The organism is Kitasatospora sp. NPDC059827 (assembly GCF_042731675.1).
Lineage (GTDB): Bacteria > Actinomycetota > Actinomycetes > Streptomycetales > Streptomycetaceae > Kitasatospora.
The window spans coordinates 23,031-49,700 of record NZ_JBHWIV010000017.1; the positions used below are offsets into that span (position 1 = coordinate 23,031).

Genomic DNA, 26,670 nt, shown 5'->3' on the forward strand with positions numbered 1-26,670 from the left:
CCCGGTGGGTTCCTTCGCTGGTGCGGAGGCATGCTGCGCCTTCCCCGTTCTCGGGCTTCGATTCAGGAATCCCGGAATTTCCTCGGCGACCCCCGCCGGACGCCCACGGGCCGGGGTGGTCGCGTAGGCCGAGGCGACGAGATCGACCGGTGCACGGTGCGTGGTCGCACCCCGCTCCGCCCTGCGCCCGCTCCACCCTGCGAGCGGCCCACGGGCCTCGTCCTGGACGGTGGTTCTGACGTACCGTCGACAAGCCCTGCCCCCGTCACCCTCGCCGGAGCATCCGTGACACCCCTTCGAAAGGCCCGCACCGCCGCGCTCGCGGTGGCCGGCCTGCTGGCCGCGCTCATCGTCGCCGCCCCACCCGCACAGGCGGCCGCCCCCGCCGCCCCGACCACCGCCCTCGCCGCGCCCGCGTCGAGCGGCGCCCGGCCGGCCGCCTCCTGGACCGGCCCGCTCAGCACCCGGGGGCGGTACGTGGTCGACGCCAACGGCGACCGGTTCAAGCTCAAGGCCGGCAACTGGGCCGGAGCACAGGGGACTTGGGAGGGCAGCGGCTCGACCACGGACCCCGCGGACAACCAGGCCGGCCAGGTCTCGTACAACATCCCGCTCGGGCTGGACCGGGCCCCGATCGACCGGATCCTGGCGGGCTTCCACGGCCTGGGCCTGAACGCCGTCCGGCTGCCGTTCGCCAACGCGATGATCCACGACACCGCCGCCGTCCCGGACGCCGCCGTCGCCGCCAACCCGCAGCTCCGGGGCAGCACCCCGCTGCAGGTCTACGACGCCGTGGTGGCCGCGCTGACCGCCGACGGGTTCGCGGTCGTCCTCAACAACCACACCACCAGCTACCGCTTCTGCTGCGGCCTGGACGGCAACGAGCGCTGGAACAGCGGTCAGAGCACCCAGCAGTGGGAGGACGACTGGGTGTTCATGGCGAACCGCTACAAGGCCGACAAGCGGGTGGTCGGCGCGGACCTGCGCAACGAGGTGCGCCGCGACACCTGGGACGACCCCAACTGGGGCCTCGGCGACGCCCACGACGAGTACGCGGCCTTCGAGGAGGCGGGCAACCGGATCCTCCAGGCCGACCCGGACCTGCTGGTCGTCATGGAGGGCATCAACTGGTACGGCATCCCCGCCGCCGGGTTCTCCCACGGCCGGCCGATGCTCACCCCGGTGGCGAACCTGTCCAACACCCTGATCCGGTCGGACAAACTGGTCTACGCGGCGCACTTCTACGCCTACACCGGCCCGGCCAACACCGGCGCGGGCAGCGGCCCGGGCTCGACCTCCGACCCGCGCTACGAGGACTTCACCCCCGAGCAGCTCGCCCAGGTGGTGAACCAGGAGGCGCTGTTCGTCACCCAGGACGGCCAGCACTTCACCGCCCCGGTCTGGGTCAGCGAGTTCGGCGCCGGCGGGCGCGGCTCCACCGACGCCAAGGAGCAGGCCTGGTTCGACCGCTTCACCGACGTCCTGGCCGCCAACGACACCGACTTCGCGGTCTGGCCGCTGGTCGGCTGGCAGCACGACGGCGTCCCGAACGACAGCTGGGCGCTGCTCTCCTACGACACCGGCGGCCGGCAGCTCGGCCTGAACGACCCGGGCGACTGGCGGGCCGCGGACTGGAACAAGCTGGTGAACGCCCCCTCGTACACCGGGCCGGTCGCCCCGGTCGCCCGCTGGAACATGCTCGACCTCGACCACGGTGACCAGAACGTCTCGGCCCGGATGCTGGCCCGGCCCGACTGGAGCCCCGGCAACCGCAAGGGCGACTGCCCCGACGGCCAGCGGCTGGCCGGCCTCGGCCGCGGCAGCAGCCGGGGCCTGTGCACCGACGCGGGGCAGCCGCCGCTCGGCACCGGGGACTGGGTGACCGTCACCGACCAGCGCTACGTCACCGGCGGCGACTGGGCCTCCGGCTACGACAAGCTCCAGTGCCCGGACAACACCTTCGCCGTGGGCTACGGCGTCCACAACAACGCGATGTCCGCACTGCTCTGCGCCCCGGCCGCCACCGCGCTGCCCAGCACCGGCCGCACGGTCTGGTTCGACCGCGGCGACAACCGGCCGGCGAACGGCGGCTCGCTCGCCGGTGACTGGGCGCCCGGCTTCTACAAGGGCCAGTGCGCCGACGGCGAGTACGTCGCCGGTGTCGCCGACACCTGGCGCGGGCTCCAGTACGGCGTCCCGGACGCGCTGCTCTGCCGCCCGCTGCGCTGATCACCCCGATGAGGGGCACGTGCCCGGCGGATGCGCCATCCGCCGGGCACGTGCAAGGTGGTGGAGTACGAAACGCCCGGCCGGCGACCGTCCGTGGCCCCGCGGACACCGTCCGCCGGGCGACCGGCCCCCAGCCGCCCCTCGACCGAAGGAGGCGCCATGCCGTCCAGGACGATCCCCCGTCGGGCTCTGGTGCTGACCGCCGCCGCCCTCGCCGTCCTGCCCGCCACGGCGCTCACGGCGCCCGCGCGGGCGGCCGCCGCGCCCCCGGCCGCCATGGCCACCTCGGCCACCACGGCAGCCGCCTCCGGTCCGGCCGCTGCCGCGCCGGTGCGCTTCGTGGACCTGCCCGACTCCGCGCTGCCGACCGACCGGGCGCCGCACCGGATCACCTTCCGCTACCGCAACGACACCCCGAAGGATCAGACGGTCGCCCCGCAGATCCTGGTCGAGTCGCCCCCGCGGGGCCCGTTCCTCAGCCCCTCCGACGTCCGGCTGGAGATGCGCGGGGCGGACGGCAGCTGGCACACCGTGCCGCTGGCCAGCCAGACCGGCACGCTGTACACCGCGCTGGTCCCGGCGAAGATCGTCCTGCACTCCGGCCACACCCTCACCGAGAGCTACCGGCTCACCGTCCTGCACGCGCCCGCCCGGGGCACCGTCGAGCCGCGGATCGCGGTCTACGCCTGAGCTGTCTAGGGCCCGGATCGGGACGGTCCGGGGTGCCCCTGCCGTGCGCCTCCGACCGCCCCCCGTGCTTCCAAGCCGTGCTTGGGGAAGCATCGGTGCCCGTTATAGGAAACTCACTCGATCGAGTGAGTTTGGCGGCCGTGAGTCGGTCATTCGCGCAGCGGCCTGTCCGCTATCCGGTGCCCTCAAACGTGCCCACGGCACTCCGTTGCAGCGGCAAGAATCGGCGAGGCGGTCCGACACCCCGTCGGATCCCGTCCTCCCACACCTGCCGCAGAGGGGACCAGCCGTGACCACCGAGGCCGTTCCGCAGAACCAGACCAGCCAGCAGAGCCTGAGTACCTCCGCCGCCCGCAACCTCGCCACCACCACCAAGACCGTGCCGCAGATGCTCGGGATCACCCCGCGCTACCTGCTGCGGGTGCTGCCCTGGGTCGACCTGGAGGCGGGCGTCTTCCGGGTCAACCGCCGCCGGGGCTTCATCCTCGGCGACGGCCTGGTCGGCACGTACGTCGACGGCTCCGGCGCCGCCCGGGTCATCCCCGAGGACCTGCGCGAACTGGCCTTCCTCAGCCAGGTCGACGGCCCGGTGCTCACCGCCCTGGCCGCCGGGTTCACCGAGCGCGAGGTCGCTCCCGGCGAGCTGATCGTCGACGCCGACGCCCCGGCCGAGCAGCTGCACATCATCTCCTCCGGGCGGGCCGAGAAGCGCGCCACCGGCGAGTACGGTCAGGACGCCCTGCTGGGCGTGCTCGGCGACGGTGACTTCTTCGACGCCGCCGCCTGGGCGGCCGGCACCGCGATGCCGTACCGGGTGAAGGCCGTCAGCTCCTGTACCGTGCTCACCCTGGACCGCCGCCTGCTCACCGAACTCGCCGCCCGGGAGCCCTCGTTGCGCGCCCAGCTGGACGAGTTCGCGGACGCCAGGGGCCAGGTCGACGCCGAGCACCCGATCGACCTCAGCTCGGGCCACTCCGGCGAGCCGTACCTGCCGGAGACCTTCGTCGACTACGACGAGGCCCCGCGCGAGTACGAGCTGAGCATCGCCCAGACCGTGCTCAAGGTGCACACCCGCGTCGCGGACATCTACAACTCCGACATGGACCAGGTCCAGGCCCAACTCCGGCTGACCGTCGAGGCGTTGCGCGAGCGCCAGGAGTGGGAGATGCTCAACCACCCCGAGTACGGCCTGCTCAACAACGTGGTGCCCACCCAGCGGGTGCGCACCCGCGGCGGCGCGCCCACCCCGGACGACCTGGACGAGCTGCTCGCCCGGGTCTGGAAGCAGCCCGCCTTCTTCCTGGCCCACCCGCGGGCGATCGCCGCGTTCGGCCGCGAGTGCACCCGGCGCGGGGTGCCGCCGCAGATCGTCGAGCTGTTCGGCAGCCCGTTCCTGACCTGGCGCGGCGTGCCGCTGCTGCCCTCCGACAAGCTGGACCTCAAGGGCTCGGCCAACTCGGCGCCCGGCACCACCAACATCCTGCTGATGCGGGTCGGCGAGGAGCGCCAGGGCGTGGTGGGCCTGCGGCCGGCCAAGGTCCCGGACGAGGTCGAGCCCGGGCTGGCGGTGCGCGCGATGGGCGTCGACCGGCAGGCCATCACCTCCTACCTGGTGACCAGTTACTTCTCGACCGCCGCGCTGGTGGACGACGCCGTCGCCGTGCTGCAGAACGTCGAGGTGTCCAACTACCATGACTACTCCTGACGGATTCGGGCGCGGCACCGGCGTCAACGCGGCCCCGGGCGCACCGGCCGTTCCGGGAGCCCGGACCGCGCCGGGAGCCCAGGACGCACCGGCCGCACCGGGCGGACTCACCGCCTCCCCCGCCGCCGCGCCCCCGTTCCCGCTCCCCGAGGCCCTCGCCCACGCCGCCGGCGGCCCGCGCTACTGGCTGCCCACCCGGGCCGACCGGACGTCACCGCCCACCGCCCCCGCCGCGGGCTTCGACGTCGAGGCCGTCCGCCGCGACTTCCCCCAGCTGCACCGCGAGGTCAACGGCCGCCCGCTGGTCTGGCTGGACAACGGCGCCACCACCCTCAAGCCCCGCCAGGTGGTCGAGGCGGTCGGCGAGCACTACTCGGCGGGCACCTCCAACGTCCACCGCGGGGCGCACACTCTCGCCAAGCAGGCCACCCAGATCTACGAGGAGGGCCGCGCCGAGGCCGCCAAGCTGCTCGGCGCCCCGGACCCGGACGAGATCGTCTTCGTCCGGGGCACCACCGAGGCCGTCAACCTGGTGGCCCAGACCTGGGGCCGGGCCAACCTCGGCGTCGGCGACGAGATCCTGGTCTCCGCCGCCGAGCACCACTCCAATCTGGTGCCCTGGCAGCTGATCGCCAAGGAGCGCCGGGCCCGGGTCGTCCCGATCCCGCTGCTCCCGGACGGGCAGCTGGACCAGGACGCCTACCGGGACCTGCTCGGCTTCCGGACCAAGCTGGTGGCCCTCACCCACGCCTCCAACGTGCTGGGGACGGTGCCGCCGGTGGCCGAGATGACGGCGCTGGCCCACCGCTACGGCGCCAAGGTGCTGGTCGACGGCGCCCAGGCGGTGGCCCACTTCCCGGTGGACGTCACCGCGCTGGACGCCGACTTCTACGCCTTCTCGGGGCACAAGATCTTCGCCCCGACCGGGATCGGCGCGCTCTACGGGAAGCGGGAGCTGCTGGAGGCCATGCCCCCGTGGCAGGGCGGCGGCAACATGATCGACTCGGTGAGCTTCGAGGAGACCAGCTACGCCCCCGTCCCGCACCGCCTGGAGGCCGGCACCGGCCACATCGGCGGGGTCGCCGGGCTGCGGGCCGCCCTGCGGTACGTCGCCGGGCTGGACCGCGCGGCCGCCACCGCGCACGAGGAGCAGCTCACCGCGTACGCCACCGCGGCGCTGCGCACGGTGCCCGGGCTACGGCTGATCGGCGAGGCCCCGGGCAAGATCGGGGTGCTCACCTTCCTGCTCGCCGGGACGGACCCGATCGCCCTCGCCGGGGCGCTCGACCAGCAGGGCATCGCCATCCGGGCCGGCCACCACTGCGCCCAACCCGCCCTCGCCGCCTACGGGTTGCAGAGCGCGGCGCGGGCCTCGCTGGCCCTGTACAACACCGTGCAGGACGTCGACGCCCTGGTCGCCGCGCTCCAGGGCGTCCAGGCGGAGTCTGCGGCGGCCGGAGCCTGACCTGAGACCGGGGGCGGGCACCCCGACCACCCCTGCCCCCGGCCTCCCAGCTCCAGCCCCGCCTCCGGCCTCCCGGCCCCGGCCCCGGTCCCGCTCGCGCAGCGGGGCCGGGGCCGGGGACGTTCCGTGAGATCGACCACGGTTTCGCGCCTGGTCCGTCAGCGGCCCCGGCCGGGATGGAAGCGACATTTCTGGCCGGAAACCGTCGGAAGACGTCCCGTATTCGTCGGATTCGGGGGGCATTCAACGGACTTGTCTTCCCGGCGGCAGTCCTGGCGAAGAGTTCCGTACCTCGGCGATTTACCGCGTGTTCACATGCACTCGTCAACCGTGTTCACCGCTACGCTCTAGCGTCTAGCCGCCGCGCCGCTCGTGCTACGCGCGTCACGGCCCCTACTTCTGACACACATGACGATGACGTCGAGGATCCGACCATGCCCGCAGTTCCCTCCCGCAACAGGTGGCTCCGCTATGGTGCCGGCCTGATCGGCGCTGCCTCGCTGACCGCCTTCGGCGGTGCCCCCGCGGCCTTCGCCGCCGACGGCCCGCAGACCGCCACCCCGGTCAAGCACCTGGTGGTGATATTCCAGGAGAACGTCTCCTTCGACCACTACTTCGGCACCTACCCGAACGCGGCCAACACCGCCGACGACAAGGTGAAGTTCACCGCCAAGCCCGACACCCCCAAGGTGGACGGCCTGAGCGACGACCTGCTGCACAAGAACCCGAACCGCAACAACCCGGTCCGGCTGAGCCCGTCCCAGGCGGTCACCTGCGACCAGGACCACACCTACAAGGACGAGCAGCTCGCCTTCGACGGCGGCAAGATGGACAAGTTCGTCGAGCACACCGACATCGAGAGCTGCAAGGCTCCGATGTACACCGCGCCCGGCCTGGTGATGGACTACTACGACGGCAACACCGTCACCGGCTACTGGAACTACGCCCAGCACTTCGCGATGAGCGACAACTCCTTCGGGACCAACTACGGGCCCTCCACCCCCGGCGCGATCAACCTGGTCACCGGCAACACCCACGGCGGCTACCCGGTCGACCCGAAGACCGGCCAGCAGACCACCGACGCCTACGTGGTGGCCTCCCCGGACGCCAAGGGCATCGGCACCGTCATCAACGACCCGGACCCGGGCTACGACGACTGCTCCAGCCCCGCGCACAACCAGCTGGTGATGACCGGCAAGAACGTCGGAGACCTGCTCAACGACAAGGGCGTCAGCTGGGGCTGGTTCCAGGGCGGCTTCAAGCCGACCGGCACCAAGGACGGCAAGGCGGCCTGCGACTCCGCGCACAAGAACATCGTGGGCGCCTCGCAGACCGACTACAACCCGCACCACGAGCCCTTCCAGTACTACAAGTCCACGGCCAACCCGAAGCACCTCGCTCCGAAGGACGTCGAGGAGATCGGCCACGCCGGCCAGGCCAACCACCAGTACGACCTGACCGACTTCGACGCCGCCCTCCAGCACGGCAGCCTGCCCGCCGTCAGCTACCTCAAGGCCGCCAACTACCAGGACGGCCACGCCGGTTACTCCGACCCGCTGGACGAGCAGCACTTCGTGGTCGACACCGTCAACAAGCTGCAGAAGTCCAAGGACTGGGCCTCCACCGCCGTCGTCATCGCCTACGACGACTCGGACGGCTGGTACGACCACAAGTTCGCCGAGCCGGTCAACGGCTCCAAGGACCCGGCCAACGACAGCCTGAGCGGCGCCGGCCAGTGCGGCAAGGACGCCGGCTGGGGCGGCTACGCCGACCGCTGCGGCTTCGGCCCGCGCCTGCCGCTGCTGGTCGTCTCCCCGTACGCCAAGGCCAACTTCGTCGACCACACCCAGACGGACCAGACCTCGGTCCTGCGCTTCGTCGAGGACAACTGGAAGACCGGCCGGATCGGCGACTCCTCCTTCGACGAGCACGCCGGCTCCATCGAGGGCATGTTCGACTTCAAGAACCCGCAGTCGGCCACCCTGATCCTGGACCCGACCACCGGCGCCCCGGTCGGCGGCGACAGCCCGAGCGGACAGCCCACCGGCGGCTCCTCCGCCACCACCCCGGCCGGCTCGGCGACCTCGGCCAACGGCTCCACCGCCGTCGCCGGGGCCACCAGCAGCGTCTCCGGCCCGCCGCTGGCCGAGACCGGCGCCGACTCCAACACCGGGCCGATCGCGGCCGCGGCCGTCGCCCTGCTGGCGGTCGGCGGCGGAGCGATCTTCCTCGCCCGTCGCAAGCGCGGCCGCCGCGCCTGACGGACGGCCCGCCCGCGCAACACCCCCGGCACCGCCGGGTCCTGCTCCCAGGGCCCGGCGGTGTCCGCATTTCCCGGGCCGGGCTACCCTTCCCGCCATGACCGCCAGCGCTCCGCACCGCCGCACCCTGCTGGGCGCGGCCCTGGCGGCGGCCCTCACCGTGGGCGCTGCGACCGGCTGCTCCGCCGAGCACGCACCGCCCCGCGCGCTGCGGCTGGCCACCGGGCCCGAGGGCGGGCCGTACAACGCCTTCGGGCACTCCTTCACCGAGGCCGTGAACGCGAGCGGCCGACTCACCCTCACCCCGGTGAGCAGCGCGGCCAGCGTCGACAACCTGCAACAGCTCGCCGACGGCTCGGTGGACCTCGCGCTCACCACCGCCGACGTCGCCGAGGACGCCGTCCTGGGCCGGGACACCTTCGACCGTCCGCTCGGCCTGACGGCGCTGGCCCGGGTGTACGTCAACTACCTGCACCTGCTGGCCCCCGCCGACGGGCCGGTGCACGAGCTGGCCGACCTGGCGGGCCGCCGGGTGGCCACCGGCGCGGTCGGCTCCGGCAACCAGGTGACGGCCGGGCGGCTGCTGCGCCGGGCCGGGATCTCCGTACGGCAGCAGTCCCTCGGACTGGCCGAGTCCCTGGACGCGCTGCGCGAGGGCACGCTGGACGCGGTGTTCTGGTCCGGCGGCGTGCCGACCCCCGCGGTCGCCGCACTGGCCCGCGAACTGCCGCTGCGCTTCGTACCGTTGGACGCCGTCGCCGCGCTGCTGCGGGAGCGCTACGGCCCGGTGTACACCGCCGTCACCCTGCCCGCCGGGGCCTACGGCCTGGCGAGCCCCGTCCCCACCCTCGGCGTCGGCAACTACCTGACCGCCCGCCCGGGCGTCCCCGAGGACGCCGTACGGCGGCTGCTCGGCATCCTCTTCGACCGGTGGGCCACCCTGCTGCGCTCGGTGACGGCCGGCGCCCGGCTGGAACCCCGGTTCGCCGTCTCCACCGGGGCCGTCCCACTGCACCCGGGGGCGGCGGCCTACTACCGCTCGGTGTACGGGTAGCAGCACCCCGTCGGGCCCGCGCCGGCCTGACGGCGTGCGGCCGGCGCCCACCGTCCGACGGCCGGCCCACCGCCGCCGCCGCCGAAGCCCGGTCAGCGGCCGGGTGCGTGGAGCGCGCTGAACGCGCGCCCGGCTATCTGCTCGTGCGTACCGGCGGCATCGACCGTGACGACGAGGTCCTGACCGGCGTAGTGCTGGACGACGGACTCCGCTGTCGCGTCATGGAACCTGAATCGGTCGCGGATGCGCTCCTCCGTGTCGTCCGCACGTTGGTACAGCCCACCGCCGCAGACCTCACAGAGGCCGTTGCCCGGCGGGTCGTCCTCCCCCGGTTCGTAGCAGTGGAGCGAAGTCTCGCGGCACAGGCGGCGGGCGGCCTGGCGCCGCACGCGACGGTCGACCTCGTGCTCGGAGAGTCGCAGGTGCAGCACGCGGTCGAGGGGCGTGCCCAGTTCGTGGAGCAGTTCGTCCAAGGCGTGTGCCTGGGCGGTGTTCAGCGGATGCCCTTCGAGGAGGAAGGCCGCGGGGGCCGCCTGGCGCAGGTGGTCGTGCGCGATGGCGCTGACGAGCTGGTCCGGCACCGGTCCGCCGGACCGGAAGACGTCATCGCATCGAGTCCCGAGTTCGGTCCCCTGGCGGATGTGAGCGCGGACGAGGTCGCCGAACACGATGCGCGGCACTCCCAGGACGCCGGCGATCGTGCCGGCCGGGTGTTCCAGCTGCCACGCCGGTGGCTGCAGGAGAACAACACGCATTTCCCATCACTCCTCGGGTGCACTCCGATGCGGGACAGCAGGTCGGCGTTCGCACCGTACCGGCCTCGGCCCGGCAGGACGAAGTCCGCTCCGGGGCCCGGACGGGTCCGAGCGATCGGTAGGGCGTGACGATCCGGTGACACGGAGGGCTCCATTCCGTCGCGTGGCCGGACTAACTTCGATCGTGCACGCCGCTACGCCTCTGGTCCGCCCCCGTCCGGGTCGGTGCGAGCAACGAGCATGCCCTCAACCGAACTTCGCCCAGGAGGACCAGATGTCCCGTTCGACCACCCGCCGCGCCCGCACCCTGGCCGGCGCCGTCCTGACCGTCGCGCTGCTGGTCCCGGCGGCCACCGCGTGCAGCAGCTCCGCCGACTCGGCCACCGCGGCCGCGCCCACCGGTGCCCCGGCCGTCACCGGCCCGGCGACCACGCCGACCGCCCCTGCCGGCAGCCCCGCCGACAGTGCCACGCCGAGCGCGTCCGGCGCCCCCGCCTCACCCGCTCCCGCCTCCCCCGGGGCGCACGGCAGCGGCGCCCCGGCCACGCCGACCGGCGCGCACCGCAGCACGCCGCCGGCGGGCGCCGGCAAGGGCGCGCCCCCGGTCGCCGGCCAGAGCCTGCCGGACGGCAGCAAGCTGGAGGTGCAGAAGCTCGGCGACCTGCACTACGTCGGCAAGATCGTCAACGCCGGCCAGGTGCTCGGCACGATCGAGGCGGACGGCCGGGACACCGGGCTCGACGCCAACGGCATGTTCGTGGTGCTCGCGATGGACGGCACGGTGCACGCCTGGACGGGCGGCGCCCACCAGGGCCCGGGCACCTTCAAGCTGGCGGGCGGGTGGACGGCCAAGGTCACCAAGGTCGGCGAACTCCACTACCGTGCCGACATCATCGGCAACGAGAACGCGGTGATGGGCACCGTCGAGTCCGACCAGCACGACGCCGGGCTCGACGCCAACGGCGTGTACATCGTGCTCAGCACCGGCGGGGTGATCAGCTCCCACGAGTGAGCCCGGAGCCGCGACCGAGGCACCGTCAAGCCCGTTTGATAGCGGCCGCTACGGCTGGCTACGCTGCACCTCATGCGGTTGAACGTCCGGCCGGGGCAGCGGCGCCGGCTCCACCAGGCCCCCGAACAGCACGCGCGCCGACGGCGCGGACCCGCCCTGGACGCGGCGTGATCCTGCGCATCGACCGGGCCTGGCTGCTCGACATCGCCCACCGCTTCCTGCCCACCGACCCCGACATCACGGACTACGGCACCCTCACCGCCGCCGTCGCCCGGCACGCCGACGAGGTCATGGACGTCCCCGTGTACGAGGGCCCGCACCAGCGCGCGGCCGCGCTGATGCACCAGCTCATCCGGGTCCCGGCACTGGAGTCCGGCAACGAGCACTTCGCCGCGGTCGTCGCCGCCGCCTACCTCACCGCCTCCGGCGTCACCGTCACCGTCGGGCCGAAGGCCGCAACCGAGCTCGCCGCCCGCATCCGGGACGGGCGCGCGGACGTCCGGGAGACCGCTACGGCCCTCCGCGCCTGGTACCGCTGAACCCGCTGCGGAGCTCAGGGCTCAGGGCTCAGGGCTCAGGGCGCGGACAGCCGGAACTCGACGGTCAGTCCGTGGGGGCTCGTCGGCTCGACGGTGAGCGTTCCGCCGCCGGCGCGGGCGAGTTCGTCCGCGATGGCCAGGCCGAGGCCGGTGCCGGGGAGGTTCTGGTGCTCCGGCGCTCGGGCGAACCTCCCTAGCAGCAGCGGGAGTTGGGCGGCCGAGACACCGGGGCCGGTGTCCCGAACCCGGACCACCGCGCCGCCGTCCGGGCCGGGCCGGGCGGTCACCCGGACGCGGGCGCCCGGCGGGACGAACTTGCCGGCGTTGTCCAGCAGGGCGTCCAGGATCCGCCCGGCCGCGTCGGGCAGGGTGCGGGCGCGCAGCCCGGGGGTGACGTCGGCGGTCAGCTCCGGGCCGCCCGCCTCGAACACCGGGGCCCAGGCCGCCACCCGCTCGGCCACGGCCGCGGAGACGTCCTGCTCCTCGACCGGCGCGGCGGCCGCCTCCAGCCGGGCGAGGGCCAGCAGGCCGTCCAGCAGCTCGCCCAGCCGGTCCGCCTCGTCCAGGGCGAGGGCGTGCGCCGTGCGGCCGGGGCCCGGTTCGACGTACGGCTCGGCGTTCTCCAGTTGCAGAACCAGGGTGGCCAGCGGGTTGCGCAGCTGGTGCGAGGCGTCGGCGACGAAGTCCCGCCGGCGGCGCAGCGATTCACCGACCGCCGCCGCCATGCCGTCGAAGTGCTCGCGCAGCCGCCGCAGTTCGGGCGGGCCGGTGTCGGCGGCGGCAGCAACGGCGGCGCGCGCTTCGAAGCGGCCGTCGGCCATGGTGGCGACGGCGCGGTCGAGTTCGTGGACGGGCCGCAGCAGCCAGCGGGCGATGCCGGCCGCGACCAGCGCGGCGGCGGCGAAGGCGGTGACGGCGCCGGCCGCGATCAGCGTCCAGCGGACCAGCACGTCGTGCCGTGCCGCGCCGGTGGGGACGGTCAACAGGACGGCTCCGCCGACCCGTTCGTCCTGGCCGACCGGTTCGGCCAGCACCACGGTGTCCGGTCCCCAGGGGAGGACGGTGGGCAGGGCCTCGGTGGAGCGGCCGGTCAGGGCGCGGTCCTCGGCCTGCCGGGCGGCCGGGCCGACCGGGGCCGGGCCGGCCCGGCCGACGGTGTGCCCGACGGTGTCGACCACGGTCACGGCGGCGCCGTAGAGCTGGGCGTAGCGGGTGAGTTCGGCGTCGAGTTCGCGGCGGTCGGCGTCGGTGCGGATCCGGTCGGCGAGTTCGGCGAAGCGGACGCCGTCGGCCCGGCGTTGCAGCAGCAGGTGTTCGGTGCGGCCGCGGGCGTAGGAGTCGGCCAGCGGCAGGGCGAGCAGCAGCACGGCCGTGCCGATGAGCGCGGTGAGCACGGCCAGCAGCCGGCGCCTCACCGGCCGTCCAGGGCGCCGAGTTGGTAGCCGTAGCCGCGGATGGTGCGGAGCAGGGCGGCCCGGCCGGTCTTGGCCCGGATGCCGGCCACGTGCACGTCGAGCGAGCGGGAGGAGGCGAGGAAGGCGTCGCCCCAGATCCGGTCGAGGATCTCCTCGCGGGAGCGGACGTCGCCGGGTTGCGCGGCGAGCAGGGCGAGCACGTCGAACTCGCGCCGGGTGAGCCGGACTTCGACACCGTCCACGGTCACGCTGCGGGCCGCCAGGTCGATCGTGACGTCCCCGGTGCGCACCTGCCGCTGCCCGCCGGCCGGTTCGGGGGCGGCGCCGCCGGTGCGGCGGCGCACGGTGTCGATCCGGGCGATGAGTTCGGCCATCCGGAACGGCTTGACCACGTAGTCGTCGGCGCCGGCCCGCAGGCCCTGGAGGACGTCCCGCTCCTCGCCGCGCGCGGTGACCACGATCAGCGGCACCGCGCAGACCGTGCGCAGCTTGCGGAGCAGGTCGAGGCCGTCCAGGTCGGGCAGGCCGAGGTCGAGCAGGACGAACTCGGCCTCCCGGGCGTGCCGCAGCGCCTCGGCGGCGCGGACCACCCGGCGCACGGTGTGGCCGCGCCGGGCGAGCGCGGTGGCGAGGGCCTGGGCCATCCGGTCGTCGTCCTCGACCAGCAGCATGTGCACGGAGCCCTCCCCGGGATTGAGGTGACTACCGTACGGGCTCCGCCGCGGCGGCCACCGCCGGGGCCTCCCGGGGGTCGAGCACGGCGTGCCGGGTGTCGGGCATCAGCACGTAGACGACCAGGGAGACCAGCGCGCAGCCGGAGACGTACCAGAAGAAGCCGGACTCGTGGCCGCTGTTCTTGAACCAGAGCGCGATGTACTCGGCGGTGCCGCCGAACAGCGCGTTGGCGAGGGCGTACGGGAGCGCGACGCCGAGCGCGCGGATCCGGGTGGGGAAGAGTTCGGCCTTCACGGCCGCGTTGATCGAGGTGTAGCCGGTGACGACGAGCAGCGCGACGAGCGAGAGTCCGAGTGCGGACCAGTAGCCGGAGGCCGAGCCGAGGGCGGTCATCAGCGGGTAGGTGCCGACGGTGCAGCCGAGCGCGAAGGTGATCAGCAGCGGGCGGCGGCCGATCCGGTCGGAGAGCAGTCCGGCCAGCGGCTGGACGGCGGCGAACACGGCGAGCGCGGTGAAGCTGACCAGGGTCGCGGTGTTCTTGGCGAGCCCGGCGCTGCCGATCAGGTACTTGGTCAGGTAGGTGGTGTACGTGTAGTAGGCGACGGTGCCGCCGAGGGTCAGGGCCATCACCAGGGCGGCCTGGCGTCGGTGCTCCCACAGGCTGCGCAGGGTGCCGCGGGCATCGGCCCGCTCCCGGCCGGCGGACTCGGCGGTGAAGGCCTCGGTCTCCGGCAGCCGGCGGCGCAGCCAGAGCACCACGACGGCCAGCACGGCGCCGAGCAGGAACGGCAACCGCCAGCCCCAGGAGTGCAGTTGGGCGCTGGTCAGGGTGTGCTGCAGGACGATCAGGATGCCCAGGCCGAGGAGTTGGCCGCAGGTCATCGAGACGTACTGGAAGGAGGAGCCGAGGCCCCGCCGATTCGGTGCGGAGGCCTCGGTGAGGTAGGTGGCGCTGGCCGCGTACTCGCCGCCGATGCTCAGGCCCTGGAGCAGCCGCGCGAGCAGCAGCACGACGGCGCCGAGGTAGCCGGCCCGCGCGTAGGTCGGGGCGACGGCGATCAGTACGGCGGCCGCGGACATCATGGTGACGGTCAGGGTGAGCGCGCTCTTGCGGCCGTGCCGGTCGGCGGCCCGGCCGAGCAGCCAGCCGCCGACCGGGCGCATCAGGAAGCCGACCGCGAAGATGCCGGCGGTGTTCATCAGCTTGGCGGTGGAGTCGCTGCCGGGGAAGAAGTCGTCGGCGAAGTAGACGGCGAAGCTGGCGTAGACGAACCAGTCGTACCACTCCACCAGGTTGCCCAGGGACCCGCCGATCAGGGCGCGCCGCCGCCGGGCGCGGTCCCCGCCGGGCGGCTGCGGGCGGGGAGCGGGGGCGGCCGGGACGGCGGCGGACGGGGACATGGCGGCTCCGGGGGCTGGTACGGCGGGTGGGTGTCCCAGAGCGTGCCGCCGCCCGCGGGGCGGCGGCAAGGAGCGCCGCGCAGATCTTACGTTCCGCTAAGGAAGCCGCCCCCGGTGTCCACCCGCCGGGGGCGGGCCCGGGGCCTCCGCCGGGGGCCGGCCCGGGCATCCACCAGGGGCGAGTCGGGGGACAAGCGTTACATTGGGGCGGAAAGCGGACCGATCACCGGCGAGGTGCGGCGGATGCACGCGATCACCGACTGGCTGCGCGGACTGTCCGGCCCGGTCGTGTACGCGGTGGTCGGCGCCATGGTCTTCACCGAGGACGCGCTGTTCTTCAGCTTCTTCATCCCGGGCGAGACGGCCGCCGTCCTCGGCGGCTTCATCGCCCACCAGGGCAGCGTCTCGCTCGGCTGGATGGTCCTGGTGGTGGTCTGCGCGGCCGTCCTCGGGGACTCCGCCGGCTACGAGATCGGCCGCCACCTCGGCCCGGCGATCCTGCGCACCCGCCCGCTGCAGCGGCACGCGAAGCGGGTCGGGACGGCGCAGGACCTGATCCGCCGGCGCGGGCCGGCCGCCGTGTTCGTCGGCCGCTTCATCGCCTTCTTCCGCCCGCTGGTGCCCTCGCTGGCCGGGATGTCCCGGATGCCGTACCGCCGGTTCCTGCTCTACAACGCCCTCGGCGGGCTGGCCTGGGCCTTCGGCTTCACCCTGCTGGGCTACTTCGCCGGGGCCGCGTACACCAGGGTGGAGGGCACCGTCGGCCGGGTCGCCGCCATCACGATCGCCGGTCTCGTCGCCGTCGCCCTGCTGGTCTGGTTCCTGCGGCGCCACCACGCGCGCGGCCACGAGCCGTCGGACGAGGACGGCGGCGGGGAGCGCTGAACGGGGAGCGCTGAACGGGGGCGTGCCCGGACCCGTCACCAATCCGGGCACGCCCGCCGGTCACCGAGCGCTACCGGAACGGCGGCGCGTCCGGCGCGCAGACCCGGCCGCGCGGCGGCAGGTCGCCGTCCACCAGGTAGCGCGCCTCGTAGCCGGCGGCGCAGCCGCTCGGGTTGCCGAGCACGCTGTGGCCCGGGCCGTCGACGGTCAGCAGCCGGCCGCGGGCCAGGGTGTCGGCCAGCGCGCGGGAGCCCTCGTACGGCCAGGCCGGGTCGCCGGTGTTGGCGACGACCAGCACGGGCGCGGCGGTGTAGCGGTCCCAGGGCCCGGTGTAGCGGTCCCGGGCGGCCTCGGCCGGCCAGGCGGCGCAGCGCTGGGTCTGCCAGACCCAGTACGGGCCGAGGGCGCCGGAGCGCTCCCGGGCGAGGTCGGCGAGCGCCGGGTAGTCGGCGCCGGCGGGCGGGTTGACGGTGTCGGCGCACAGCACGCCGAGGACCTGCGTCCGGCCGGGCTGTGCGCCGGTCGGCAGGGGTGCCGCCGGGGTGTCGGCGGCGGTCCACAGGCTCTGCAACTGCCCGCCCAGGGCGGCCCAGCCGGGGCTCCCGAGCTGCGGCAGCGGCTGGGCCGAGTACAGCAGCAGCGCGACGGCCGAGACGGCGCTCGCCTCGTCGTAGGTGACGGCCTGCGCCCCGGTGCCGACGGTGAGCGGTCCGTGCGCCAGGCGGTCCGTCAGCGCGGCGTACTTGGCCCTGGTCGCCTCCGGGCTGCCCGCGGAGAAGGCGCAGGCGGCCGGGGAGGCGGCGCCGCAGCGGTCGAGGAAGTCGTCCAGGGCGCGGGCCGAGCCGAGGTCGCTGCCGGTGCGCAGGAACGGCGGCAGCGCGCCGTCCTGCGGGGTGCGGCCGGTGGACCAGGCCACCGGGTCGGCGGCGCTGTCCAGGACCATGGCGCGGACCCGGCCGGGGAAGAGGTTCGCGTAGGTGGCGCCGAGGTACGTCCCGTAGGAGGTGCCGAGGTAACTGAGCCTGCGGTCGCCGACGGCCTGGCGCAGCAGGTCGAGGTCGCGGGCGACGTCCGCGGTGGACAGGTGGGCGAGCAGGCCGGTGTCGTCGTTGTCGGCGCACTGGCGGCCCAGTTGCGCGTAGGCGTCGGCCCAGCGCGACTGCTGCTCGGCGCCGATCGGGTAGCCGGCGGGGAGTCCGCCGAGCAGGGCCTGTTCGCCGCCCGGGTCGGGGAAGCACCGCAGGGTGGTGGAGGCGCCGACGCCGCGCGGGTCGAAGCTGACGATGTCGAAGCGCCGGCGGACGTCCTCGGGGAACAGCGGGGTGGTGGAGGGCAGCGCCAGGGTGCCGGGGATCGCCGGGCCGCCCGGGTTGTAGAACAGGGTGCCGATCCGGTGCGCCCGGTCGTCGGCGGGGCGGCGGATGAGCGCCAGGTCGATGGAGCGGCCGTGCGGGTCGCGGTAGTCCAGCGGCACCCGGGCGGTGTCGCACTGGAAGCCCGGGGCGCAGGGCTTGGTCCAGGTCAGGGCCGGCACCGGCGGGGCGGGCGCGGCGGCCGAGGCGGCGGCCGGGGTGAGGGCGGCCAGCAGCAGGCCGGCGGCCGTGGCCGCGGCGGCGCGGAGGGTGGTGGTGCGGAGGGCGATGAGGGGGCGGGGTCGGGGCACGGGCGGGCTCTCTCCGTTGTTGATCATGTGATCGGGCGCCACGGAGTCTTCCGGCCCCCGCTGTCAGGGCACTGACATCCCGCCCTCCGATCACTGACAGCTCGCCGGCAGGCCCGGTCCGCCACTGTTGACGAATCGTCAGCAAGTTCTCCTCCGCGCCTTGACGGCCCACCGACACGGCCCTACAACGGAGTCAGCTCCCCCGTCCCCCGACCCTCGGAAGTCCCTTGGGAGCAGCGGACGTTCGCCTTCTCGCCCCTCACCGAGGAAGAGGCTTTCCCATGCGCGCACCCCTCCACCGCACCGCGCCCCTGGCCCTCGCCATACTCGCCGCGCTCGCCCTGGCCACGGCCGCCCCGGCCTCCGCAGCCACCGTCTCCGCTGCCCCGGCAGACGACGCCGGCCCCGTGCTCACCACCGGCAGCACGGGCGGCGCCGCCGTCACCGCGGGCGACGCCCTCGCCGCGACGCTCGCCGGCGGCTCCGCCACCTTCTACTCCACCGCCACCAGCACCACCGGCGTCACCTGCGCGACCTCCCAGCTGTCCGCCACCGTGCTGACCAACCCGGCCGCCCCCGGCACCGCGACCGAGTCCATGACCGGCCTCACCTTCGACTCCTGCACCGCCAACGTCACCGGCGTCACCTCGGTGCAGAGCCTGACGGTCGACACCCTGCCGTACGGCGTCTCGATCGACGACGGCACCGGCCTGCCCGTCACCCTGACCGGCGGCAGCGCCGGGCAGATCCAGGCCACCGCCGTCCTGAACAGCTGGTTCGGCACCATCACCTGCACCTACCAGCTCAGCGGAGCCTTCACCGGCGCCGCCGACAACGGCGGCCAGAGCCTGACCTTCACCAACGAGCACTTCGCCAAGAGCGGCGGCTCCGGCCTCTGCCCCGGCGACGGCTACTTCTCGGCGAGCTACGGCCCGGTCGCCGACACCAGCCAGTCCGGCGCCCCGGCGGTCTACGTGAACTGATCCCCGGGCCAGCGGCAGCCCGCCAGCGGCGGCACGAAACGATCAGACCGGGGCAGATTCGGACCCAAGCGGGCGGGATGGGACGATACCTGCCATGTCTAGCAAGTCTCCGCCGGTCCGGGGCAACGAGGCCCCCGCCGACCCGCTCCGCCGCCTGCTGCTCGAACTGGGCGACGCCCTGCTGGGCGGGGGCCTTCCCGTCCATGAGGTCGAGGAGGAACTCCGCGGGCTCGGACGGGCACTGGGGGCGCCCGAGGTGCGGGTCGCCGCGCTCACCAACGGCCTGTTCGTCGCCCTCGACGCGGTGGAGGCCACCAGCTTCGCGCCGGTCGGCGCCGCGCTGCGGTTCGAGCAGACCGCGGACGTCCTGCACCTGGTGCACCGGCTGCGCGCCGGCGAGCTGGACGGCCCCCGGGCGCTGGCCGAGCTGGACGCCATCCGGCTCGCCCCCGCCCGCTGGCCCGCCTGGGTGGCGGACCTGGGGGCGCTGCCGGTCGGGGTGGGCGTCTGCCTGTTCCTCCAGCCGGTGACGGCGAACGTGCTGGCCGCCGGGGCCGGCTCGCTGATCGTGGCGGGCCTGACCGTCCTGGCCCGCCGGCTGCCCAGGCTGCGCCCGCTGCTGCCGGTCACCGCCGGGTTCCTGGTGGCCCTGCTCGTCCTGTCGCTCACCCGGGCCGGCCTGCTGGAGGGCCCGCTGCGCACGATCGTGGCCACCCTGGCGATCCTGCTGCCGGGCGGACTGCTGGTCACCGGGCTGTCGGAGGTCGCGGCGGGCGCCGCCAGCGCCGGGACGGCCCGGCTGGTGTCCGGCGCGGTGCAGCTGGCGCTGTTCCTCGCCGGGGTGGCGGCGGCCACCACCGCGCTCGGCGTACCGGCCAGTGCGCTGGCCAACATCCAGGTGGCCAAGCCGAGTTGGTGGGTGATCGCGGTGGGGCTGGCGATCGCCGTGGCCGGCGTCGTGGTCAATGTGAACACCCCGCCCCCGGCGATCCCGTGGATCGTCGCGGTGATCGCGGTCAGCGTCACCGTGCAGGTGGTGGTCGGGTCGGTCCACGGCGCGGCGATAGGCGGGCTGGCGGGCGCCGTCAGCGCCGCGGTCGCGGCCACCGTGGTGCACTGGCTGCCCGGCGGACCGCTCTGGCAGGTGCTCTACCTGCCCGCGTTCTGGATCGTGGTGCCCGGCTCCTTCGGCCTGCTGAACACCGCGCAGATCGAGGTCGGCAACGGCGCCCAGTCGGTGCTGGCCGCCGTGTCCGCGGTGTTCGGGGTGTCGATCGGCACCCTGATCGGCTCGGTGATCAGCCGGATCCCGCGCCCCTCGCTCGCCGTCGCCCAGCTCCGGGCCTGACCCCCACCGCACGCCCGACCGGCGCGGTCCCCGGCTCAGCCGGAGGCCGCGCCGTTTCCGTCTCCGTCTCCGTCTCCGTCTCCGTTGCCACTGCCGTTGCCCTTGCCCTTGCCCTTGCCGTTGCCGTTGCGGACCGCGAGCAGCGCGGTGTCGTCCGTCAGGCGCCCGCCGCTGTGCCGGAGGACGGCGCCGACGACGGCCCCCACCAGGCGCTCCGGCTCCCCGGCCCCGGGCAGGCCGGCCAGGCCCTCCAGGTGGGCGCGCAGGTCGAAGAAGTCGCCCTGGCGGTCCCGGGCCTCCGTCACCCCGTCCGTGACGATCAGCACGGTCTCGTCCACGCCCAGTCGGAGCCGCTGCACCTGCGGGAGCCGGCCGGCCAGCGGGGCGAGGCCCAGCGGGACGCCGTCACCCGGCGGCAGCTGCCGGACCCCGTCCGGGCCCAGGACGTACGGGCAGTCGTGGCCGAAGTTGACCACCTGGATCTCCCCGGGGGCGTCCTCGGGGAACCAGACGACCACCGCCGTGGCGAACCGCTCGTCCTCCTCCCCCAGCCGGGCGGAGAGCCGGTTCTGCCGGTGCACCCGCTCCTCCAGCCAGGAGGCGACCGTCGCCAGGCCCTCCTCCCGGAAGGCCGCCTCCCGGAAGCAGCCGACCAGCGCGGCCGCCGTGGCGACCGCCGGCAGCCCCTTCCCCTGGACGTCGCCGAGGACGACCCGCGCGCCGTACGGGGTGGCCACCACGTCGTAGAAGTCGCCGCCGACCCGGGCCTCCACGTCGGCGGCCAGGTAGCGGGCCTCCGCGTCCACCCCGCCCCAGCCCGGCGGCACCGGGCGCAGCACCACCTGCCGGGTGGTCTCGGCGGCGCCCTGGAGATGGCGGACGTAGGCGGCGGCCCGGGCCCGGAAGACGCTGAGCGGATACGCGAGGACGCAGCCGGCGATCACCAGCAGGAAGTCCTCGATCCCGTGGGACTTGCCCCAGAGGCCGTTCAGCCCGGGATAGGCGGCGACCGCGAGACCGGCGAAGGCCACGGTGACCGCCGGACCGCACAGCCCCGCGGCGACCACCGGGACCAGGGCCAGCCAGCTGAGCGACTCGAAGGAGCTGGGGGTGAGGGCGTCCACGGCCACCACCGCCGCCAGCAGCACGGCGGGGATCAGCCAGGACCGGTGCCCGTACCGGACCAGCACCGGCAGCTGGGGCCCCGGGTCGGACGGCGGCCGGGCCGGCCCGAACGCCTCCGCGGCACGCACCCGCAACGGCCCCTCCGCTCTCCTCCGGTGGCGCGACGCCACCGGGCCCGGCGCCGTCGCGCCCACGTTAGAGGGCCGGGGCGCCCGTCGCCCCTCGGCCCGCACCCGTCCGGCCCAGTCGGCCGACCCCTCGCGCGGCGCGGCGGGGTGGGGCGCCCGGCACGGCCCGGAGCCGACCGCCCCACCCGGCCGGGGCTAACCTGGCCCCCGCACCGCAAGCCCGTACCCGCACCGCGAGAGGCCTTTCCCGATGAGCACCCCCAGCACCCCCGTCGTCGAGCGGTCGGACGACCGGCACCGCTACGAGATCCTGGTCGACGGCGAACTCGCCGGTTTCACCGAGTACTTGGACCACGACGGGCAGCGCGTCTTCTACCACACCCTGGTCGAGGAGGCCTTCGCCGGCCGCGGCCTGGCCGGGCAGCTGGTCCAGGAGGCGCTGACGGACGTCCGGGCCGCCGGGAAGCGGATCGTGCCGATCTGCCCGTACGTGGCCAAGTTCCTGACCAAGCACCACGAGTTCGCGGACCTCACCGACGAGGTCACCCCCGAGGTCAAGGCCTGGCTGCGCGGGCAGTTGCACAGTTAAGCCCTGTCCGGCCCGGGGTGGTGGGGTCGTTGGGCCCTGGCCGCCGCCCCGGGCGGGCCGGGATCCTGGTCGCCGGTCGCGCCGGAGGGACGTGGCGCACGGCGGCGGAAGGGCCTGGGCGATGGGCGGGTTGATCACGGTGGGGGCGTTCGAGGGCGGCGCGGCGGGTGAGGCCCTGGCCGAGGCCCGGGGGCGGATCGCGGCGGCCGCGGCCCGCGCCGGCGGGGCCGGCACGCTGGTGGAGGCACTGCGGATCCGGCTGAGCAGCGTGGCCGGCGGGGTGCTGGCGCAGGCGAACGCCGAGGTGGACGGACGGCGGATCCGGGTCCAGCGGGCCGCCGCCGAGCCGGGCGCCTCGCTCGACCGGGTCGCCGAGTCCCTGCTCGGCCGGATCCGGGCCGTCACCGGCAGCTGGGTTCCGCGCCCGTGGCCCGCCCCCGCGACGCCCGCTCCCCCGGTGGCCGCCGAGGGTGCGGACCGGATCGTCCGCCGCAAGGAGCCGGCCCTGGTCTGGTGCACGCCCGAGGCGGCCGCCCGGACGATGGACGCGATGGACTACGACATCCACCTCTTCACCGACCCGGCCACCGAGACCGACGCCGTGGTCTACCGGGTCGGCCCCACCGGCTACCGGCTGGCCCGGACCAGGCCGGACGGCCCGTCCGGGCGCCGCACGGCACCGATCACGCTCAGCCCGCACGGCGCGCCGCCGCTCACCGAGCGGCAGGCCGTCCGGCGGCTGGTGGGGGCGGAGCTGCCGTTCCTGTTCTTCGCCCACCCGGCGGGCGGCCGGGGCCGGGTGCTCTACCGGCGCTTCGACGGCCGGCTGGGGCTGATCTCGGGCCGGAGTTGAGGACACGGGAGGACGGTGCGGCCCCGCCGGGCGGGGCCGCACCGTCGGCACGTCCGGGTCGTCACATGTTGATCATGTGACCGGCGAGGCCGTGGATGGCCTCCTTGACCGCCTCGCCCAGGGTCGGGTGGGCGTGCACGTTGCGGGCGACCTCGTGGACGGTGAGGTCCCACTGCTGGGCCAGCGTCAGCTCGGGCAGCAGCTCGGTGACCTCGGGGCCGATCAGGTGGGCGCCGAGCAGCTCGCCGTGGGTGTTGTCGCAGATCACCTTGACGAAGCCGATCGGGTGGCCGAGGCCGTGCGCCTTGCCGTTCGCGGTGAACGGGAACTTGGCGACCTTGACGTCGTAGCCGAGGTCGCGGGCCTGGGCCTCGGTGTAGCCGAAGGAGGCGATCTGCGGCTGGCAGTAGGTGGCGCGCGGGATCATGGCGAAGTCGACCTCCATGGTCTCCGCCCCGCCGATCGTCTCGGCGGCGATCACGGCCATCGTCTCGGCGGCGTGCGCGAGCATCAGCTTGGCGGTGACGTCGCCGATCGCGAAGATGTGGTCGACGCTGGTGCGGCCGCGGCCGTCGACCGCGATGGCGTTGCGGTCGGTCAGCTTGACGCCGGTGTTCTCCAGGCCGTAGCCGTTGACCCGCGGCGCGAAGCCGATCGCCTGGAGCACCTTGTCGGCCTCCAGCACCTGCTGCTGCCCGTCCTTGCTGACGGTTACCCGCACCTTGGCGTTCGGGTCGCTGTCGTCGATCGACTCGACCCGGGTCGAGGTGAGCACCTCGATGCCCAGCTTGCGGTACTGCTTGGCGAGTTCGGTGGAGACCTCGACGTCCTCCAGCGGCACCACGCGGTCCAGGAACTCGACGATGGTGACCTTCACGCCGTAGTTGTGCAGCACGTAGGCGAACTCGACGCCGATCGCGCCGGCGCCCGCGATGATGATGCTCTCCGGCAGCTGCTCGGTGAGGATCTGCTCCTCGTAGGTCACCACGCGCTCGCTCAGGCTGGTGCCGGGCAGCAGGCGGGTGGTGGCACCGGAGGCGATGACGCAGTGGTCGAAGGTGACCACGTCGAAGCCGCCGCCGCTGAGCGCGACCTGGAGGGTGTGGTCGTCGACGAAGGTGCCCCAGCCGTCGTACTCGGTGATGCCGTTCTTCTTCATCAGGTAGTGGACGCCCTTGACCCGGCCGTCGGCCACCGAGCGGCTGCGCTTGAAGGCCTCGGAGAAGTCGAAGGTCACCTGGCCCTCGACCTTGATGCCGAAGGTCTTGGCCTCCTTGGTGAAGATGTGGGCGAGCTCGGCGTTGCGCAGCAGGGCCTTGGAGGGGATGCAGCCGACGTTGAGGCAGACGCCGCCCCAGTACTTGGCCTCGATGACCGCGACCTTCAGGCCCAGCTGGGCCGAACGGACGGCGGCGGTGTAGCCGCCGGGGCCCGCGCCGAGGACGACGACGTCGTAGTGCGTGCTCATGTTGCTGACTCCTCCGAGGGTGTCACGGTGTCGTGATCTCGGTCCCATGGTGTCAGGACCGGACTCGGCGCACCCACCGGGTCTCGGCGGATGCGCTCCGCGCGGCACCGTACAGGGCCGGGGGCCGATTGTCAGTGGCGTCCACTACGGTGGCCCGTACCCTGACCCACCAGGGGCGACGGCCGACGGGAGGTGCCGGATGGACGGTGTGCGCACGGCCGGTGGGTGGGCCCGCCGCCCGAGGACGGCAGCGGGCCCACCCGGGCGTCAGGCCGCCACCGCGTGGGCGTCGGCGCCGCCCGCTCCGGCATCGCCGGCTCCGGCGCCGCCCGGGGTGTCCGTACCCGCTCCGGCGGCCGCCCGAGCGGCCGGGCGCTGCCCGGGCACGGGCCGTTGCAGCGAGGAGAGGTCCCAGGCGTAGGTGCCGACGGCGTGGGCGATCACGTCGATGTTGACGTCGAAGGCCGCCGGGTCGAGGTTGTCCAGGTCGTCACAGGCCTTGTGGTAGCAGGCGTCGAAGGCGGTGCCCGCCGTGCCGCCGTAACGGGCCTGCTGCTCGGGGGTCTTGATCACCTCGGCGCCGGTGTCGGTGCCGCCGGCCGGGATGCCCGCGTCGATGAACGGACCGTAGTCGGAGCGGCCGTTGAAGGCGGACGGGTCGTGCGGCAGCTCGCGGCCGTCCAGGTAGTCGGTGAGGAACCGCTCGATCTGGGCGGAGCCCTCCGGGCCCGCGCCGCCGCCGGCGCTGCCGGAGCCGTTGTAGACGAACTGCGCGTAGTTGGGGGACGCGATCATGTCGAAGTTGAGGTAGAGCCGGATGTTCTTCCGGTCCGCGTCGGCGAGCGACTTCACGTACGCCTCGGAGCCCTTGAGGCCGAACTCCTCGGCGGACCACCAGGCGAACCGGACCTTGTTCTTCACCGGCCGGGTCCCGAGGTTCTTCGCGACCTCCAGGATGCCGGCGGCACCGGAGCCGTTGTCGTTGATGCCGGGCCCGGCCGGGACGGAGTCCAGGTGGGCGCCGATCATCACGGTGTTCGCCGGATCACCGCCCCTGGTCTCGGCGATGACGTTCCAGGTCTTGCGCTGCTCCATGAAGGTGCGGAGGTCCAGGGTCACCCGCACCGGCCCGGCGGCGGCCTGGGCGGCCAGCGCCTCGCCGGCCGCCTTGGCGATCCCGCCGGTCGGGACCTTCCCGGCGGTGGGCTCGCCGAGGGTCCCGTTCAGCTCGCCGTCGGTGTTGTTGTAGATCAGCGCCCCGAGGGCGCCGGCCGTGGCCGCGGCCGCCTGCTTCTCGGCGAAGCTGCACCCGCCGCGCCGGATCAGCGCGATCCGGCCGGTGACGGAGCCCGCCGGGTAGTCGGCGGGCGTGCAGCCGGTGGTGGCGCCCACCGGGGCGACGCCCAACTCGGCGGTCAGACCCGCCTCCGGGCCGCTCACCGAGTAGGTCATCGCCAGGACCGGCACCGACTCCGCCTTCGGCGACAGCACGTCCAGGCGCTGGGAGCGGGCGTCGAAGAAGGTGTACTCGAAGTCCTGCCGGGAGACCTTGAGCCCGGCCCGCCGCGCCTGTTCGGCGATGTACCGCGCGGACAGGTCGTGGCCCTTCGAACCGGCCGCCCTGGTACCGCCGTTGCGGTCGGCGAACCGTTGCAGCGCGACCAGGGTGTCCCGGGCGTCCTCGGCGCTGCTGGCCCCGACCAGCCGCTCGGCCAGCTTGGCGCCCCGGCGGGCCGGGTCCTGGTCAGCGTTGGCGCTGCCCGCGCCGACCAGGAGTAACGGGGCGACCAGGGCGGCGGCGGTCAGGGCGGCGAGCGGGGACGTCCGGAAACGGGATCGGTGACGGGAGCGGGGCTTCAAGGCGACTCCTTCCGACGGTCGGTGGGTTCACGATTTGACAGGACGCGGACCGCCTTGCCAAGGGCGCCGCGCGGCCGCGAGGTGCGCGGGACGCCCTGGGCGGTGATCCTGGAGGGGTGGGGGCGTCTCATCCAGGAGGGTGACCACATGTCCATGCTGGATAAGCTCAAGGGCCTGTTGAAGGGCCACGAGGACCAGGCCGAGAAGGGTGTCGACAAGGCCGGCGACTACGTCGACGAGCGCACCCAGGGCAAGTACCAGAGCCAGGTCGACACCGCCCAGGACAAGCTCAAGGAGCAGTTCCGCGACCAGCCGCCGCAGTAGCGCGGCCCCGGCACTGCCCGGCCGGGCCGGCGGCGGCGCTCAGGCGTCGCCCCGGCCCGGCCCTTCGGCCGGCCCGGCCCCCTCGCCGACCGGCTCCGCACCCGCTTCCCCGCCCGCGCCGCAGTTCTCGCACGGCCCCGAGCCGGGCCGCTCGCGCAGCCGCCCGCACTCCGGGCACACCCGGTCCAGCCAGCAGGCCGACTCGCCGCCTTCGTCCATGCCCGCGATTCTGCCCGGCGGACC

Annotated in this window: 23 protein-coding genes; 14 read left to right on the forward strand and 9 right to left on the reverse strand. The window is 74.2% G+C overall.

Annotated features, from left to right (window positions below):
• Positions 1–285: 285 nt before the first annotated feature.
• From ACFV8H_RS13745 to ACFV8H_RS13770, 6 genes are all read left to right on the forward strand, one after another.
• Entirely contained in the window at positions 286–2,229 is a 1,944-nt protein-coding gene (locus ACFV8H_RS13745) for a glycoside hydrolase family 5 protein (protein WP_380399346.1), read from the forward strand.
• 159 nt (positions 2,230–2,388) lie between these two features.
• Positions 2,389–2,919, forward strand: a complete 531-nt coding sequence (locus ACFV8H_RS13750; protein ID WP_380399348.1) for a signal peptide protein — start codon at positions 2,389–2,391, stop codon at positions 2,917–2,919.
• A 289-nt stretch (positions 2,920–3,208) separates the two neighbouring features.
• On the forward strand, positions 3,209–4,624 hold the full coding sequence (locus ACFV8H_RS13755; protein ID WP_380399350.1) for a family 2B encapsulin nanocompartment shell protein: 1,416 nt from the start codon (positions 3,209–3,211) through the stop codon (positions 4,622–4,624).
• Positions 4,611–6,089, forward strand: a complete 1,479-nt coding sequence (locus ACFV8H_RS13760) for a SufS family cysteine desulfurase (RefSeq protein WP_380399352.1) — start codon at positions 4,611–4,613, stop codon at positions 6,087–6,089. Before ACFV8H_RS13755 ends, ACFV8H_RS13760 begins: the two co-directional genes overlap by 14 nt.
• Before the next feature lie 434 nt (positions 6,090–6,523).
• Positions 6,524–8,350, forward strand: coding sequence for a phospholipase C (locus ACFV8H_RS13765; protein WP_380399353.1), 1,827 nt, complete (start codon positions 6,524–6,526; stop codon positions 8,348–8,350).
• A 97-nt stretch (positions 8,351–8,447) separates the two neighbouring features.
• Positions 8,448–9,404, forward strand: a complete 957-nt coding sequence (locus tag ACFV8H_RS13770) for a TAXI family TRAP transporter solute-binding subunit (protein ID WP_380399355.1) — start codon at positions 8,448–8,450, stop codon at positions 9,402–9,404.
• Between the two features lie 92 nt (positions 9,405–9,496).
• Here the strand turns inward: ACFV8H_RS13770 and ACFV8H_RS13775 are convergent, their stop codons facing one another.
• On the reverse strand, positions 9,497–10,159 hold the full coding sequence (locus tag ACFV8H_RS13775) for an adenylate kinase family protein (RefSeq protein ID WP_380399357.1): 663 nt from the start codon (positions 10,157–10,159) through the stop codon (positions 9,497–9,499).
• Positions 10,160–10,433: 274 nt separating this feature from the next.
• On the opposite strand from ACFV8H_RS13775, the gene ACFV8H_RS13780 reads away from it, so the two are divergent.
• Positions 10,434–11,171 carry a hypothetical protein gene (locus tag ACFV8H_RS13780; protein ID WP_380399359.1) on the forward strand — a complete coding sequence of 246 codons (738 nt, stop codon included), beginning with the start codon at positions 10,434–10,436 and terminating at the stop codon, positions 11,169–11,171.
• A 167-nt stretch (positions 11,172–11,338) separates the two neighbouring features.
• Positions 11,339–11,710, forward strand: coding sequence for a fic family toxin-antitoxin system, toxin component (locus ACFV8H_RS13785; protein WP_380399360.1), 372 nt, complete (start codon positions 11,339–11,341; stop codon positions 11,708–11,710).
• 35 nt (positions 11,711–11,745) lie between these two features.
• On the opposite strand, the gene ACFV8H_RS13790 is transcribed toward ACFV8H_RS13785, so the two are convergent.
• From ACFV8H_RS13790 to ACFV8H_RS13800, 3 genes are read right to left on the reverse strand one after another with little or no spacing between them, the layout of a single operon-like run.
• Positions 11,746–13,125 (reverse strand): sensor histidine kinase, encoded by a 1,380-nt coding sequence (locus ACFV8H_RS13790; protein ID WP_380399362.1) that lies wholly within the window; start codon positions 13,123–13,125, stop codon positions 11,746–11,748.
• A complete protein-coding gene (locus ACFV8H_RS13795; RefSeq protein ID WP_380399364.1) occupies positions 13,122–13,802 on the reverse strand; it encodes a response regulator transcription factor in 681 nt (226 codons plus the stop codon). The genes ACFV8H_RS13790 and ACFV8H_RS13795 overlap by 4 nt, the downstream gene beginning before the upstream one ends.
• A 25-nt stretch (positions 13,803–13,827) precedes the next feature.
• Positions 13,828–15,201, reverse strand: a complete 1,374-nt coding sequence (locus ACFV8H_RS13800) for an MFS transporter (protein ID WP_380399366.1) — start codon at positions 15,199–15,201, stop codon at positions 13,828–13,830.
• Between the two features lie 243 nt (positions 15,202–15,444).
• Between ACFV8H_RS13800 and ACFV8H_RS13805 the strand changes: the two genes are divergently transcribed.
• Positions 15,445–16,086 carry a DedA family protein gene (locus tag ACFV8H_RS13805; RefSeq protein ID WP_380399368.1) on the forward strand — a complete coding sequence of 214 codons (642 nt, stop codon included), beginning with the start codon at positions 15,445–15,447 and terminating at the stop codon, positions 16,084–16,086.
• A gap of 70 nt (positions 16,087–16,156) precedes the next feature.
• On the opposite strand, the gene ACFV8H_RS13810 is transcribed toward ACFV8H_RS13805, so the two are convergent.
• On the reverse strand, positions 16,157–17,749 hold the full coding sequence (locus tag ACFV8H_RS13810) for an alpha/beta fold hydrolase (protein ID WP_380399370.1): 1,593 nt from the start codon (positions 17,747–17,749) through the stop codon (positions 16,157–16,159).
• Positions 17,750–18,030: 281 nt separating this feature from the next.
• On the opposite strand from ACFV8H_RS13810, the gene ACFV8H_RS13815 reads away from it, so the two are divergent.
• Both ACFV8H_RS13815 and ACFV8H_RS13820 read left to right on the forward strand, forming a co-directional pair.
• Complete coding sequence (locus ACFV8H_RS13815; RefSeq protein ID WP_380399372.1) at positions 18,031–18,732, forward strand: Tat pathway signal sequence domain protein; 702 nt, start codon at positions 18,031–18,033, stop codon at positions 18,730–18,732.
• A 94-nt stretch (positions 18,733–18,826) separates the two neighbouring features.
• Positions 18,827–20,080: a threonine/serine exporter family protein gene (locus tag ACFV8H_RS13820; RefSeq protein WP_380399374.1), complete on the forward strand. Its 1,254-nt coding sequence runs from the start codon at positions 18,827–18,829 to the stop codon at positions 20,078–20,080.
• A gap of 35 nt (positions 20,081–20,115) precedes the next feature.
• Here ACFV8H_RS13820 and ACFV8H_RS13825 read toward each other — a convergent pair whose 3' ends face one another.
• Positions 20,116–21,333, reverse strand: a complete 1,218-nt coding sequence (locus ACFV8H_RS13825) for a PP2C family protein-serine/threonine phosphatase (RefSeq protein WP_380399376.1) — start codon at positions 21,331–21,333, stop codon at positions 20,116–20,118.
• Positions 21,334–21,583: 250 nt separating this feature from the next.
• On the opposite strand from ACFV8H_RS13825, the gene ACFV8H_RS13830 reads away from it, so the two are divergent.
• Together ACFV8H_RS13830 and ACFV8H_RS13835 are read left to right on the forward strand one after the other, a co-directional pair.
• Positions 21,584–21,922, forward strand: coding sequence for a GNAT family N-acetyltransferase (locus tag ACFV8H_RS13830; protein ID WP_380399378.1), 339 nt, complete (start codon positions 21,584–21,586; stop codon positions 21,920–21,922).
• Between the two features lie 121 nt (positions 21,923–22,043).
• Positions 22,044–22,775, forward strand: a complete 732-nt coding sequence (locus tag ACFV8H_RS13835) for a sigma 54 modulation/S30EA ribosomal C-terminal domain-containing protein (protein ID WP_380399379.1) — start codon at positions 22,044–22,046, stop codon at positions 22,773–22,775.
• Between the two features lie 61 nt (positions 22,776–22,836).
• On the opposite strand, the gene lpdA is transcribed toward ACFV8H_RS13835, so the two are convergent.
• Complete coding sequence (gene lpdA / locus ACFV8H_RS13840) at positions 22,837–24,243, reverse strand: dihydrolipoyl dehydrogenase (RefSeq protein WP_380399381.1); 1,407 nt, start codon at positions 24,241–24,243, stop codon at positions 22,837–22,839.
• A gap of 267 nt (positions 24,244–24,510) precedes the next feature.
• On the reverse strand, positions 24,511–26,103 hold the full coding sequence (locus ACFV8H_RS13845) for a M28 family metallopeptidase (RefSeq protein WP_380399382.1): 1,593 nt from the start codon (positions 26,101–26,103) through the stop codon (positions 24,511–24,513).
• Between the two features lie 147 nt (positions 26,104–26,250).
• Here ACFV8H_RS13845 and ACFV8H_RS13850 point away from each other — a divergent pair, with 147 nt between their 5' ends.
• Positions 26,251–26,427, forward strand: coding sequence for an antitoxin (locus tag ACFV8H_RS13850; protein WP_380399384.1), 177 nt, complete (start codon positions 26,251–26,253; stop codon positions 26,425–26,427).
• A 39-nt stretch (positions 26,428–26,466) separates the two neighbouring features.
• Here ACFV8H_RS13850 and ACFV8H_RS13855 read toward each other — a convergent pair whose 3' ends face one another.
• Positions 26,467–26,646, reverse strand: coding sequence for a hypothetical protein (locus tag ACFV8H_RS13855; protein WP_380399385.1), 180 nt, complete (start codon positions 26,644–26,646; stop codon positions 26,467–26,469).
• Between the last annotated feature and the right edge of the window lie 24 nt (positions 26,647–26,670).